This is a genomic window from Neobacillus citreus (assembly GCF_018343545.2).
Lineage (GTDB): Bacteria > Bacillota > Bacilli > Bacillales > Cytobacillaceae > Neobacillus > Neobacillus citreus.
This window is the reverse complement of the sequence record NZ_JAGYPE020000005.1, coordinates 121,000-133,206: the sequence shown is the minus strand read 5'-3', so window position 1 is coordinate 133,206 and position 12,207 is coordinate 121,000. Positions and strand designations below refer to the sequence as shown.

At 36.9% G+C, this 12,207-nt stretch carries 16 protein-coding genes; 8 read left to right on the top strand and 8 right to left on the bottom strand.

What is annotated here, in order from left to right; translation table 11 throughout:
• Positions 1–174 precede the first annotated feature (174 nt).
• Entirely contained in the window at positions 175–1,137 is a 963-nt protein-coding gene (locus KHB02_RS05195; RefSeq protein WP_213146179.1) for a S8 family peptidase, read from the top strand.
• Positions 1,134–1,937: an endonuclease I family protein gene (locus KHB02_RS05190; RefSeq protein ID WP_213146180.1), complete on the top strand. Its 804-nt coding sequence runs from the start codon at positions 1,134–1,136 to the stop codon at positions 1,935–1,937. The genes KHB02_RS05195 and KHB02_RS05190 overlap by 4 nt, the downstream gene beginning before the upstream one ends.
• A gap of 90 nt (positions 1,938–2,027) precedes the next feature.
• Here the strand turns inward: KHB02_RS05190 and KHB02_RS05185 are convergent, their stop codons facing one another.
• Positions 2,028–2,189 (bottom strand): hypothetical protein, encoded by a 162-nt coding sequence (locus KHB02_RS05185; protein ID WP_213146181.1) that lies wholly within the window; start codon positions 2,187–2,189, stop codon positions 2,028–2,030.
• Between the two features lie 13 nt (positions 2,190–2,202).
• On the bottom strand, positions 2,203–3,042 hold the full coding sequence (locus KHB02_RS05180; RefSeq protein ID WP_213146182.1) for a hypothetical protein: 840 nt from the start codon (positions 3,040–3,042) through the stop codon (positions 2,203–2,205).
• Between the two features lie 547 nt (positions 3,043–3,589).
• Between KHB02_RS05180 and KHB02_RS05175 the strand changes: the two genes are divergently transcribed.
• The 4 genes from KHB02_RS05175 (at position 3,590) to KHB02_RS05160 (ending at position 4,844) form a co-directional block, all read left to right on the top strand.
• The gene (locus KHB02_RS05175; RefSeq protein WP_213146183.1) at positions 3,590–4,048 is read left to right on the top strand and encodes a DinB family protein; all 459 of its coding nucleotides are present in this window, start codon (positions 3,590–3,592) and stop codon (positions 4,046–4,048) included.
• A 77-nt stretch (positions 4,049–4,125) separates the two neighbouring features.
• On the top strand, positions 4,126–4,308 hold the full coding sequence (locus tag KHB02_RS05170) for a hypothetical protein (protein ID WP_213146184.1): 183 nt from the start codon (positions 4,126–4,128) through the stop codon (positions 4,306–4,308).
• An 8-nt stretch (positions 4,309–4,316) separates the two neighbouring features.
• Complete coding sequence (locus tag KHB02_RS05165; protein ID WP_241113730.1) at positions 4,317–4,472, top strand: hypothetical protein; 156 nt, start codon at positions 4,317–4,319, stop codon at positions 4,470–4,472.
• Between the two features lie 168 nt (positions 4,473–4,640).
• Positions 4,641–4,844, top strand: a complete 204-nt coding sequence (locus tag KHB02_RS05160) for a cold-shock protein (protein ID WP_213146185.1) — start codon at positions 4,641–4,643, stop codon at positions 4,842–4,844.
• Positions 4,845–5,028: 184 nt separating this feature from the next.
• Here KHB02_RS05160 and KHB02_RS05155 read toward each other — a convergent pair whose 3' ends face one another.
• The gene (locus tag KHB02_RS05155; protein WP_213146186.1) at positions 5,029–5,301 is read right to left on the bottom strand and encodes an HU family DNA-binding protein; all 273 of its coding nucleotides are present in this window, start codon (positions 5,299–5,301) and stop codon (positions 5,029–5,031) included.
• A gap of 515 nt (positions 5,302–5,816) precedes the next feature.
• On the opposite strand from KHB02_RS05155, the gene KHB02_RS05150 reads away from it, so the two are divergent.
• Positions 5,817–7,691: a sigma-54-dependent Fis family transcriptional regulator gene (locus KHB02_RS05150; RefSeq protein WP_213146187.1), complete on the top strand. Its 1,875-nt coding sequence runs from the start codon at positions 5,817–5,819 to the stop codon at positions 7,689–7,691.
• Between the two features lie 178 nt (positions 7,692–7,869).
• On the opposite strand, the gene KHB02_RS05145 is transcribed toward KHB02_RS05150, so the two are convergent.
• On the bottom strand, positions 7,870–8,961 hold the full coding sequence (locus tag KHB02_RS05145) for an LLM class flavin-dependent oxidoreductase (protein ID WP_213146188.1): 1,092 nt from the start codon (positions 8,959–8,961) through the stop codon (positions 7,870–7,872).
• A gap of 396 nt (positions 8,962–9,357) precedes the next feature.
• Here KHB02_RS05145 and KHB02_RS05140 point away from each other — a divergent pair, with 396 nt between their 5' ends.
• The gene (locus KHB02_RS05140; protein WP_213146189.1) at positions 9,358–10,062 is read left to right on the top strand and encodes an aspartate/glutamate racemase family protein; all 705 of its coding nucleotides are present in this window, start codon (positions 9,358–9,360) and stop codon (positions 10,060–10,062) included.
• A gap of 348 nt (positions 10,063–10,410) precedes the next feature.
• On the opposite strand, the gene KHB02_RS05135 is transcribed toward KHB02_RS05140, so the two are convergent.
• From KHB02_RS05135 to lspA, 4 genes are all read right to left on the bottom strand, one after another.
• Entirely contained in the window at positions 10,411–10,716 is a 306-nt protein-coding gene (locus KHB02_RS05135; RefSeq protein ID WP_213146190.1) for a hypothetical protein, read from the bottom strand.
• Between the two features lie 171 nt (positions 10,717–10,887).
• Positions 10,888–11,154: a hypothetical protein gene (locus KHB02_RS05130; RefSeq protein ID WP_213146191.1), complete on the bottom strand. Its 267-nt coding sequence runs from the start codon at positions 11,152–11,154 to the stop codon at positions 10,888–10,890.
• 100 nt (positions 11,155–11,254) lie between these two features.
• Entirely contained in the window at positions 11,255–11,434 is a 180-nt protein-coding gene (locus KHB02_RS05125) for a hypothetical protein (protein ID WP_213146192.1), read from the bottom strand.
• Entirely contained in the window at positions 11,413–11,850 is a 438-nt protein-coding gene (gene lspA, locus KHB02_RS05120; protein WP_213146193.1) for a signal peptidase II, read from the bottom strand. The genes KHB02_RS05125 and lspA overlap by 22 nt, the downstream gene beginning before the upstream one ends.
• Between the last annotated feature and the right edge of the window lie 357 nt (positions 11,851–12,207).

The following is a 12,207-nucleotide window of genomic DNA, read 5'->3' as shown; positions in this document are numbered from 1 at the left end:
ATATACTATTAAACTACTTATGAACAACTGCCATAGTAGTCATCAAAACTGAGATAAAGCATAAGGGCTCAACCGAAAACACTCCAAAAGTATCTATTAAAATAAAGTCGCAATTGTTAAACTATTAACAACATCACGGGTTGGCTTCAATTTAATCCTATAGGAGGGAAGAAAATGGAGCGAAAAGTACAAGTGATTCCGTTTGAAGTGGTAGAACAAGTAGAAAAAGTCAACGAAATTCCCAAAGGGATCGAAATGATCCAAGCGCCGAAAACCTGGAACCAAACAAAGGGAGAAGGAATAACAGTTGCCATTTTGGACACCGGCTGTGATTTAACCCATCCGGACTTAAAAGAACGAATTGCCGGCGGAAGAAACTTCACGAATGATGATAACGGAAACCCTGATGTCTATCGGGATTACAATGGACATGGCACCCATGTTGCCGGGACAATTGCCGCTATACAAAATAATAGCGGGGTTGTAGGTGTAGCTCCTGAAGCAAATCTACTTATTATCAAGGTACTGGACAAGAATGGTTCAGGACAATATGAATGGATTATTAATGGGATTTATTATGCCATCGAACAAAAGGCAGATATTATCTCCATGTCGCTTGGCGGCCCGGAGGATGTCTCTGAACTGCATGAAGCGATACAAGAAGCGGTTGCCAATAACATTCTTGTGGTTTGTGCCGCAGGAAACGGGGGTGACGGCAATGCTTCAACAGATGAATTCGATTATCCGGGTTCATATAATGAAGTAATTAGCGTGGGGGCCGTTGATTTGGCGAGAAGCCCTTCAAGGTTCTCCAATTCCAATAATGAAGTAGACTTAGTGGCTCCCGGGGAGAAAATTCTATCAACCTATTTAAATGGAAAATATGCCGTTTTAAGCGGAACTTCAATGGCCACACCACATGTATCCGGAGCGATGGCGCTGGTAAAAAACCTTGCCAATAAAAGCTTTGAACGGAAGCTTACAGAGCCCGAACTTTATGCTCAATTAATTAAAAGAACGGTACCATTAGGAAATTCGCCAAAGCTTGAAGGCAATGGAATCGTCTATTTAACGGTAACCGACCAATTATCGGAAATCTTAAATAATCAAGTCGTTCCTGAAGAAGTGAAATTATGAGAAACAGTCTCGAACTGTTGACGACAGAACGGGAGGCAGCAAAGTCAGCCTATTTGGAATACAGCAATAACCACAGCTACTATGAGGAACAAAAAGATATAGAAATCCAGCAAAACTATTATAAAAATACTTCACTTGAAAAAGACAGTATCCATCAATTAATAGAAACGACACACAGGAATAAGCTTAATTACGCTCCACATCGATATGTTTATCCATGGGTGGATCTTCATGAGAATGGCAAACTCAAAAGCATCTATTCAGGGAAGGAGATGGATCCTCTTACTGTTATTGAGGAGGATATTCATATTCTAGAAACCATATCAAGCGGCAGTATGACAAGTTTAGCTGATGAAATCACATTGAATTGTGAGCATGTCGTTCCGCAGTCATGGTTTCATAAGCATGAGCCAATGAAGGGGGATTTGCACCATTTATTTGCCTGTGATCCTGCATGTAACAGCCGCCGAGGAAACAATCCTTATGATGATTTTCCCGACTATGTCCCGAAAAGCTATGCTTTAGGATTGAAGGAAGGCTGCGGAATGGCCGATGAAGGGAAGTTTGAACCTGAATATGGCAAGGGAATTGTTGCAAGAGCTACCTTTTATTTTTTAACCCGGTATCCAGGGATCATAAGTAATAATCTTGTTAATCTGCAGGTATTAATGGATTGGCATATGCAGTTCCCCGTGTCTCTTTACGAAAAACACCGGAACTTGGCTATCTTTGAGCTGCAAGGGAACCGGAATCCGTTCATTGATTTTCCGGAAATGGCGGAACAATGGATTAGGAAATAAATAATGTCTTCAGGTGAATTTTTCTCTGCCAGCTGTATTTAAATAGTTCAAATAGGAAAAACAGCACGTTCATTAGTGCTGTTTTTCTTTTTAGGCATGATCTCTTGCCTCTTTTTTATGTTCTTTTGTGCTCTTATTACTCTTAGGATTGCCAAGTTTGGCAATCCTATTACCTCTGGTCCCTTTAACAATGGAACCATTTCGTTTAATGGTGCATGAACCAAAGGTTTTTGCTTGAACTGGTTCTTCCATAAATCCTTTTCTCCTAGTTTCCTATATTCTTTTTCCTTCTGATATGCCGCAAAAATCGGCTATTCGTTCCTAATAAAATCATTTTCGATGTGTAGTAGGTAAATTCCTTCAAGTTTTCAGCAGTAAAGATATTATCTTTTAGTATAAATACACCTAAACCTAATTTCAAATTCCCGTAATTTCGAACCGTAATAAACTGTTTAATGGGACTTTCCCACAATTCCATTCTGCTATTGACCGCAGGTTCTTTTACCCGAACGTAAGGCATGTCTAATGAAGAGTTCAGCAATTTTGCTACTCCGTCCATGTCAGCCGGTGGGTTTAAGTAAACTAGTTCGACGTCGTTGTCTTTTCCTTCGAAGTACCAAACAAATTCAATTTGCCGTTCTTTAAGACCGAAAATCCGCTGGATCTCTGTCTGATGACTAATCATGAAGATCGTCACTTTCTCGTCGATGACTCTAAGAGGAGAGTGCTGATCAAGTGCTGTCAATACATCCCCTAACTTGTCCTCAAGATTTAAATAGGAATCGTAATCATGAATGGTACAGGCAATCAGTGCGGAAGGCTTTTGAAAAATGACCTTTTTCACTATTAAAACAGCATTTACGAAACCCACGGTAAATAAACCATAAATAAAAATTAAAAGAATAAATTGTAAGGCCTGCAGTAAAGGGCTATTTTTTGTACGATACTTTAAAAAATCTGCAGTAAGGAGAATCGACATTTTTCTGTGGAGATCCTTCAATATTTCGGCGTTATTCGACATAAAGTAGAAAGAAAATAACGTGATTAATAGAAATAAAATTAAGCCAGGTACGCCAAATTTTTTAAACCTCTCTTTCCAAGCCAAATAAGCACCGCCCCCCTTATTTGGCTCATATTTTACAAAAGTAATTTTGATTTTACAAGATATTTTAGGAATTTTAGTTATTATTTACCAGCATTGATTGGTCTAGATCTTTTTAAAGTAGTACAGAATACCTTTACCCCATTGCTAAGGGTTTCCACACTCTCCTTTGAAAGTGTAACTTCGATGTCAATGTATAAAAGCCTTCTGATGTAGAAATATGTCATCCCACTACTCCTTTCCATTGGCTATATATATTGTTTATTTTCCCTACATAGAACAGATTATTCAAGTTGGGCTGCAGATTAATGGATACTCCTTGTATACACTCCAATAGTTGGCCCTCTAGTCTATACTAAGTTTGTGCCTGTCACTACCCACAACTACCCACAATTTGTCGAATTCTCCTCGACAAGATTCGGGTGGTGACACAGGCACAATCTTTCTTCGATAGTCGTTTATACTGTGAATATTGTGGAAGTTTAAGAAGGGATATTAATGTTTTTAGACGAATATTGTTTTTTAATACATATTGAAGGGGTGAAGGCGTGTGGAGGATATAATTAATGCAATAAACCACTGGATACAAACATTACCGAAGGTATATAACTCAATGTCAGAAACAGAAATATCAAATCGCCCATTAACAAATAAATGGTCCAAAAAAGAGATTTTAGGACATCTATGCGACTCTGCAATAAATAATATGAATAGGTTTATAAAGATTCAGTACAAAGAACAACCATTTGTTATCCAATCCTATAATCAAGACGAATGGGTAATACTTCAGAATTATCAAGAAAGACCACTTGATGAGATAGTAGACCTTTTTTTAGCATTAAATAAGCAAATCATAAATATTATATCGAATATTCCAAAAGAGAGATTATCAAATCTTTGTGATATAGGAAATAATCAAGAAAAAACATTAGAGTGGCTCGTAATAGATTATCTTAAACATATGGAACATCATATTCACAACCAAATCCTTATTAAAAATAATGCCTAATATATTGATACTTCTTCTTTAAGCTGCATGGATTGCTAACGGGTGCATTTGTTAAAAATTAAAAAGGTGATCAAATAATGTGTATACAAATCAAACTAAAAGATATCATTGAGGAAATGGAAATACAGTTTGAAGAGTCACGTTCATTACTGAAAATTAAAACGGGCGAATTTGTGTTAATAACATCGGAGGAACTGAGAGCTGCTAAAGACGAAAAACCATTTGATATTGCTTTGATTAGGTACGGGAATTACGGTTAATAGATGAATTGAAACATCGGACATTATTAACAGAACCTGGAGTGATAACGATTGTAAATTATTTACGTGTTGGGACTGCTGTTCCTCTTGCTGTATGCGAGCACACAGAATATGGAGTGAATCCTGATACAAAATATCCGGCAATGATTATCATAATGAAATAGTGAGCTTAATGGGTTTTTCTGTATCTTGCCACTTCTTACAAAAAATGTTATGATTTAAAAGAATTATTTTTGTTCGGTGTAAAGGATTTGTAACTTTTCATCTTGATGATCACTGAGAGCAAGGATAGTATTACATTGTGTGTGTTTACACACTAGGAGGCAATACAAATGGAACAAGGTAAAGTAAAATGGTTTAATGGCGAAAAAGGCTTCGGATTCATCGAACGTCAAGGTGGAGAAGATGTATTCGTTCATTTCTCAGCGATTCAAGGCGAAGGTTACAAAACTTTAGAAGAAGGTCAAGCAGTGACTTTTGATGTGGAGCAAGGTCAACGTGGACCTCAAGCTTCAAACGTACGTAAAACTGCTTAATTTTACAAAACAAGGAAGGCAGGCTCTTTTATGGGGGGTCTGCTTTTCTTTTTTCCTGTAAAACAAAGAACCCCCACTCGTAAAGGAGTAGGGGACATGAAAACAGTAAATCAAATGGTAAACCAAGTGTAGCATATAATTATGGATTATCCTAATTTAATGAGAGTGGCTTATAAAATGAAACTCATTTAACTGCATCTTTTAACGCTTTACCTGGCTTGAAGGCAGGAACTTTTCCAGCAGCTATCTGAATTTCTTCTCCAGTTTGTGGGTTTCGCCCTGTACGCGCAGCCCGTTCACGAACCTCAAAGCTACCGAATCCAATCAATTGAACGTTGTCGCCATTTTTCAATGCTTCTAAAACGGTATTAAAAATGGCATCTACTGCTTTGGATGCTTCTTTTTGTGTAAGTTCTGCGGATGTAGCTACTTGATTAACTAATTCTGTTTTATTCATTTCTATAAACACTCCTTTATACAATCAGTATGGAACGTACCTTAGTTGTAACATAGCGTACATAAATTCACAACTGTAAGCCTTATTTTCTTTATTTATTGAACTTGGGTATTAACGTATGTATATTACCATTGCAACGGCTTTTTTGTATCATTTCATTTGTTGTTATCCTCATGTACCCAAGCATGGAACAAAAACGGGCATTCGCAAATTGATGCAAGAGAACCGTCCCCACGCATCCGATAAATGAATCTCCTAATATTAAATACAGATAATTATGAAAATTCACTTTACCAGACAACTGTATCTTGATAAAGTAAAAGAGACAGTATTATTTAGCGGTAAAGCTTTTTATTAACATGATACATAAGCTAATTTCACTTTAATAGAAGTTAGAAAAAATGCACCCTATAACATTGGTTTTTACTATTCCAATTTATTTTCCGTCCGTTGTAAGCGTTGTCAAAATTAAATGGTAATTGTTTTCCGCTTGGAAAGGGGGAGGGGAGCTTAAGATGGATCATACTATTCTTTTGAATCGCACTTGGGAGAGATTTGTTAAAGAAGATGTATTGGATTCGAGCAGAATTTCTAAACGAATTCTTGAATCTTGGTACAGATGTAAAGAGAGTAACGTAGATCCCTTCTTAGTCAAAGGCAAGACAGTGTTGTTCGGTGACGAATATTTCAGTAAAGTATCAGAAAATGAAACGTTATTAAAAATAGCCACTCCTTATATTCAATCGTTATGGAGGTCCATCAAAGATAAATCTAGAATTATTATACTTACTGATGCTAACGGTTATGTTTTAAAGGTTATAAGAGATAGTATAATCGATCCGATCTGTAACCAATTAAACCTAATTGAGGGTGTAAAGTGGACCGAAAAGGAAGTCGGGACGAATGCCATTGGAACTGCACTGGCAATAGAGGAACCCATTCATGTCGTCGGGAAAGAACACTATTCACGCCTATCGCAAAACTGGACTTGTTCAGCTGCACCGATTAAAAACTCACGTGGTGAGTTAATTGGGGTTCTGGATATATCTAAGAACCATCCTTATTACGAATTCGATATTTATAGTCTCACTGTATCGACAGCATATGCCATTGAATCTGAGTGGAAACTGCAGGAGCAAAGAGATCGGATCACCCTGGTAGAACAATTTCTGCAGTTTAAACAAAAGGGCAATGAACAAATGATGATCTCGGATATAAATGGTTATTTTGTTACCGCAAGTGATTCAATCATGAAAATCATAAGAGATGGTAATAACCCTAATGATCTTGAAGTGAAAAACCTGAAAGATTTTGGAATGAAAATTTTAACTAAGCAGCCTCTTTACTCAGGGGATCATCGATTAATTGGATTCAAACATTTTGTGAAGCATGTAAATGGGAATTCTAATAATTACTTTTCTGCAGTAGAAAACTTTACATTTATAGGAGAACAAGGAAGTAGTATCGCTTTTAGAAAGATTCTAAGTGAGATGAAAAAAGCGGCAAAATCCAATGTTACGGTTTCTATTTATGGAGAAAGCGGAACAGGGAAAGAAGTGGCAGCTAAGTCGATTCATCTAAATAGTGACAGAAAAGATAAGCCCTTTGTTGCCGTTAATTGTGGAGCTATTCCAAAGGAATTATTAGAAAGTGAATTATTTGGTTATGTCGAAGGTGCATTTACAGGGGCTAGAAAAAAAGGGTACGAAGGAAAATTTGTTCAGGCCAATAGAGGAACAATATTTTTAGATGAAATTGGAGAAATGCCTTATTCAATGCAGGTAGCCTTATTAAGAGTCCTTCAAGAGAAAGAAGTATTACCAATTGGTGCGGAAAAGCCTATACCTGTTGATATAAGAATTATCACAGCGACCAATAAAAATTTAGAAGAACTAGTTAGGCGTGGTGAATTTAGACAAGATTTGTACTATCGTATCCATGTATTTGATCTTAAAATACCACCTTTGCGTGAAAGGAAACAGGATATACCTGAGCTGGTGAAGTATTTTTTTAAGACTAAAAATATAAATCTTACTATCTCTTCAACTATTATGGATAAATTGACGGCGTATTCCTGGCCCGGGAATATCCGGGAATTATTTAATGTCTTGGAAAAAATGATGATCTTATCTGAAGGGAAATCTTTGAAGCTTTCACACTTGCCTTCTTATATTAAAGAAAGCAATGACAATCCCAGCACATGGATAGAACCTAAAGCAGAGTCAACCAATAATGTAGAGGGGGGATTCTTTTCAAACAATCATAAGCTTCAAAAAGAAAACATGATAAAAGCTCTTCAGAGTACGAAGGGCAATATAAGAGAAGCAGCCTCGTTAATTGGAATGCCTTTAAGTACGTTTTACCGTAAAATGAAAAAGTTTAATATCTAATGAAAAATATGTTTCATAGCCAAAGTCAATACAGATTGTTTTTGGTGATAAGACGATTCAAAAAGGAAAGGGCCAATCTGGCCCTTTTCTTTTTGTGTACAGAGTTTACTCATGAATAGGGGAGCCTATCCCCTTCGTGTATCGGTTATTTTTTTAAAAAAAGAGTTAAAGGTATTGCCTATATACGAACTTTAGCTATTTTGTGGTTCACTCTTGGCATAACCTCTTCTTGAAGTAATCTCATTGATTTTTTCCAAATATCGGGTGTCTCGCAATAATCATAGCCTGTTACGAGTAAGGCCCCAAATCCGCCAACCGTTTCATAAAGATTGACTATTTTGTTTGCCACAGTTTCTGGAGAGCCAACAAACCAATTGTGTTTAGCAACATATTCAGGAGTAATTTGTGATTCATCAACAGATTCTTCATGCTTGAATACAGATACTGCACGAAGACTTCGGAAAAGGGGAATCCAATATTCGCGATGCTGTCTTCCCATCATTGAATTTAGGGATCCTTCAATTGCTTCCTCATCCGTATCTGCTACAAACACATCACGTGTGATCCTCCAGTCAGATCTCGATGGAGTTCTGCCGCTTCTTTTTGCACCTTCTTCAACAGATTTCCAATGACCGGCTATATATTCATTGTTAGCTCCAAGGCTCATTGGAATAAATCCTTTTTCACCAGCGGTTTTTAACGTTTCCGAGCCAGGACTTAATCCGGTAACACCAATTGGCGGGTGTGGCTGTTGATAAGGATAAATATGGTAGCTTGCAAATGGATTGCCTTCAATTTTATTTGCCTTCCAATAAGCTCCTTCAAATTGGAAAGGCTCTTTCTCATTCCAAAGTTTCAGCATGATTTCTAAAGCTTCTGCCATCATGGTTCGATTCTCGCCAATTGCAGCATCAACACCAAAGGTTTCACTATCTGTCAGCAGGCCTCCCGCTCCAACTCCCAGCATTAAACGCCCTTGTGAGAGATGATCAAGATACGCCACTCTATGAGCAAGCTCAACAGGGTGATGGTATGGCAGTAAATGAGCACCCGGTGCAAGTTTAATCTGTTTAGTTGACGTTAAAGCTTGAGCAATCATTAAATCCGGAGCTGGGATAGGCTCCCATGGTGCAGTAAAATGCTCTCCAATCCAAGCCTCTTGATAACCAAGAGTATCAGCATACTGAATCATCTCTAAATCCCATTGCGTTGCATCATATAAACTTCTTTCCGGTGGATGTGACGGCATTAAAAATAAACCTAACTCCATACATTCATCTCCTTTTTAAATACATTTACACTTTAATAATGCAAATTTCGTGCCAACTTAAAAAAAGGAGAATGTGCTGATCCTATCCATGTTTAAAAAAATTTACCAGTAATATCATTACAAGAAATTTCTCATTTTTCTCATCGCAGCCATTAAATCTCAAATTCTATTTAATTTCTCAACTTCTCACTTTTCTCACTTTTCTCACGATGCATGGGGACGGTTCTTGTGCATCATTTCAGTCGTTTTCAGCCCATGTACCACATCATTGGAACCTGAAACGGCTCTGCAAAATGAGGCAAGAGAACCGTCCCTATGCATCACAAAAAATTGACTCTAATGAAAAATCAACTTAACATAAACTAAATAGTTAACACCTGATAGGGGACGGATAGGATGAGAAAGGTTGGAATTATCGGTGGTATCGGACCAGAAGCAACGGTGGATTATTACCAATCGATCATTTCTAAATTTCAAGAGAAGATAGGGAGTAAAGAAGAATTACCGGAACTCTTTATTAACAGCATTAATATGTACAAGATGTTTCGATTGCTAATGAATGGACAGACAGAAGAGGTCATTCATTACTTAACCGATGCGGTTCAAAAATTAGAGAGTGTTGGGGCGGATTTTGTGGTCATGTGTGGAAACACACCACATATTGTTTTTGACCAAATTCAGCAAAAAGTCCAAGTTCCGATGATCAGCATTGTAGAAGAAACATGTTTAAAAGCACGGGAATTGAGTTTAGAAAAGCTTGGTCTGATCGGAACAAAGTTTACGATGGAGAATGATTTTTTCCAAAAACCTTTTATTTCTCATAACATAGAGATTGTTGTGCCGAATCAAACGGAACAGGAATATATTCATAGAAAAATTGTTGAGGAATTGGAAAATGGCATTGTCAACAAGGAAACAAAAGAAGGTTTTTTAACGATCATCGCTGAAATGATAAATCAAAACGGTATTCAAGGCATCATATTGGGCTGCACAGAACTCCCTATGTTAATCAAGAATGAGGATTTAACAATCCATCCCTTAAATACAGCGGAAATTCATATTAATAAGATTGTCGATATCATTTTTGAGGACCAAAATTGATATTGTAGTTGGGTTATAAATAAGCAAAAGCTCGCCATAGTTCATTAACGGAGAGTTTCTTAAATTAAGGCTCTGTTATAACTGAATGTTGAGTTATACTGTGTTTGAAAAATAAGCGGAAAATTTCCGTTTAAATTGGGAAATACCCATATTTCCCTAAAAATAAAGGAAGTTTTTCCGTTTATATTATCCAAATCATTGTATTTTGTCTTATTTTGAGCAGTTAATCGGAATATCTCCGTTTATATCTGCTTTTTAAGCCTCCCTTATATACATTAGCCGGAAATTCTCCGCCTATAATTCTAATATCTACACGAAAATTAACAATTAATAATAACAGAGCCTAAATTAAAAACCCGGTACATCCACACATCTTCTAATCGCGTCCATAATCTTATCTACTGCATCCTCAATCTTGATCTGTACTTCTTCATTATATAGACCAAGTGATGAATAAGCTGCAACGTAGAAGTCAGCGAACATATTCGCAGCTTTCTTTGGAATATAGTCAGATTCGGACCATTCTTCCGAAAGGTAATGAAGAACGTCAATAATTTGAACAACTTTTTCAGTCTTTAAACCATATCCCAATCGAAGAGAAATGAGCAGCCCGTCGTCTCCCAAAAGCAATTCTTCCAACGTATCTACATTCATTTGTGTCACCTCTTTTTTTAATATTTCGATTTCAGGTTTACATTCCCCTTTTTCTGTTGCCTAGCTAACACTTAACAATAACCAGATTCACCTATCTCTGATTTTGTATCTTACCGACAAAGATTACAATCCAATGGAAAAGACACTTTCAGTTGAAAGTGCCTTAAGAACTTAATTTTCAGGGCAAGTTCCTTTAAATACGCTCACTTGTCCTCCCTGCTTGAATGCAAATGTACCTGGTGTACCAAGATGTACATGTTCGTGAAATTGATGGTATCCGCCGTGATTTGGATCATCAATTGATGTTTGCCCGCTACCAATGTCACATACAGTTTGACCTGGAGTAACTAAGAAATGTTCGTGTGCAGCAAACGCAGGAGTAGCAGATAATGCACTTACAAAAAAAGATAAGAACAAAACTCGTTTTACTTTTTTCATTTTATCACCTCTTTATAATGTAAATACCTTTTGATTGTACTTTATTAAGAAGTGAATGTGCTAAATAAAAGTTCGACATTTTAAAACAAACCTTCTCCATTTAGCTCTTTCTTTTCAAAGTGGCCATCTGAACTAATTTTACTGAAAGTGTTTGCCATAATAATAATGTAATTGGAAAGGATTGAAGAAAACCAAAATAAAAAATGGGGAAGTATGCCTTTTGTGTTTGTTTAATGGCCAAAGCATTTGCAGGAGAATCTAGTTCTTCTTTTTTAACCATCTAACGACCCCATAAATAATAAGCAGGAACACCCCCATCTCAATCGCATGGTCGGCCAAGTTAAGAATTCCGCCAGAGCGAATGATAAAATCTGTCACCTGCCCAAACAAAAGTCTATCAATGCCATTTCCGATTGCTCCTCCGACAAGGAATCCAAAGCTACAATCGATGAGAGTCCCATTCATTTCTCCGGTTCTGCGAAAATATAAAACACCTATTACGAACAACACAGCCACAATTCCGAAGAGCCGTGCATTGCCTTGAAATAAGCCTCCTGCCATCCCGCTATTTTCGATATGTGTGAGGTGTATTCCCCACAATGTAAATGCTTCATTAATATCAATGTGGGCCCGAATTAGATATTTAGAAAGCTGGTCCAGCACAATAACCAGGATTGCAATGACATAAAATAGCATCTAATAGTCCTTCTCTCTTGCAGAATAACCTGCATCCTAAACATCATTATAATGGGAAGCTTTTTTCTACACTATTTTGGAGCTCACCTTTTACGCGTAAAACTTCCGATTGTCCTACAATCAGATAATAAAAATTTAAATTAGCAGTTCTTCAGCAGTTGGAAATAATTTATTACCGTTTTGCTCTTCGGGTTTTACAAAACGATTATCCCAAGATTTCGATACAAATAGTTAAGATTTTAAAACTTTTAAAAGGGCCTTCCTTAATGGTAGATACGTCCTAAAATATTTTTTATTAATGTCCTAGAATTAGTGCTTATTATCTAAAAACCATAATATCCTTTTACGTAGATATCG

What these genes read in the sequence shown, in the direction of transcription:
- KHB02_RS05160 (WP_213146185.1), top strand. Translation starts at nt 4,641, where the DNA reads ATGGAACAAGGTAAAGTAAAATGGTTTAATGGCGAAAAAGGCTTCGGA.
- KHB02_RS05185 (WP_213146181.1), bottom strand. Translation starts at nt 2,189, where the DNA reads ATGGAAGAACCAGTTCAAGCAAAAACCTTTGGTTCATGCACCATTAAA.
- KHB02_RS05190 (WP_213146180.1), top strand. Translation starts at nt 1,134, where the DNA reads ATGAGAAACAGTCTCGAACTGTTGACGACAGAACGGGAGGCAGCAAAG.
- KHB02_RS05135 (WP_213146190.1), bottom strand. Translation starts at nt 10,716, where the DNA reads ATGAATGTAGATACGTTGGAAGAATTGCTTTTGGGAGACGACGGGCTG.
- KHB02_RS05140 (WP_213146189.1), top strand. Translation starts at nt 9,358, where the DNA reads ATGAGAAAGGTTGGAATTATCGGTGGTATCGGACCAGAAGCAACGGTG.
- lspA (WP_213146193.1), bottom strand. Translation starts at nt 11,850, where the DNA reads ATGCTATTTTATGTCATTGCAATCCTGGTTATTGTGCTGGACCAGCTT.
- KHB02_RS05130 (WP_213146191.1), bottom strand. Translation starts at nt 11,154, where the DNA reads ATGAAAAAAGTAAAACGAGTTTTGTTCTTATCTTTTTTTGTAAGTGCA.
- KHB02_RS05150 (WP_213146187.1), top strand. Translation starts at nt 5,817, where the DNA reads ATGGATCATACTATTCTTTTGAATCGCACTTGGGAGAGATTTGTTAAA.
- KHB02_RS05195 (WP_213146179.1), top strand. Translation starts at nt 175, where the DNA reads ATGGAGCGAAAAGTACAAGTGATTCCGTTTGAAGTGGTAGAACAAGTA.
- KHB02_RS05170 (WP_213146184.1), top strand. Translation starts at nt 4,126, where the DNA reads ATGTGTATACAAATCAAACTAAAAGATATCATTGAGGAAATGGAAATA.
- KHB02_RS05155 (WP_213146186.1), bottom strand. Translation starts at nt 5,301, where the DNA reads ATGAATAAAACAGAATTAGTTAATCAAGTAGCTACATCCGCAGAACTT.
- KHB02_RS05125 (WP_213146192.1), bottom strand. Translation starts at nt 11,434, where the DNA reads ATGGTTAAAAAAGAAGAACTAGATTCTCCTGCAAATGCTTTGGCCATT.
- KHB02_RS05145 (WP_213146188.1), bottom strand. Translation starts at nt 8,961, where the DNA reads ATGGAGTTAGGTTTATTTTTAATGCCGTCACATCCACCGGAAAGAAGT.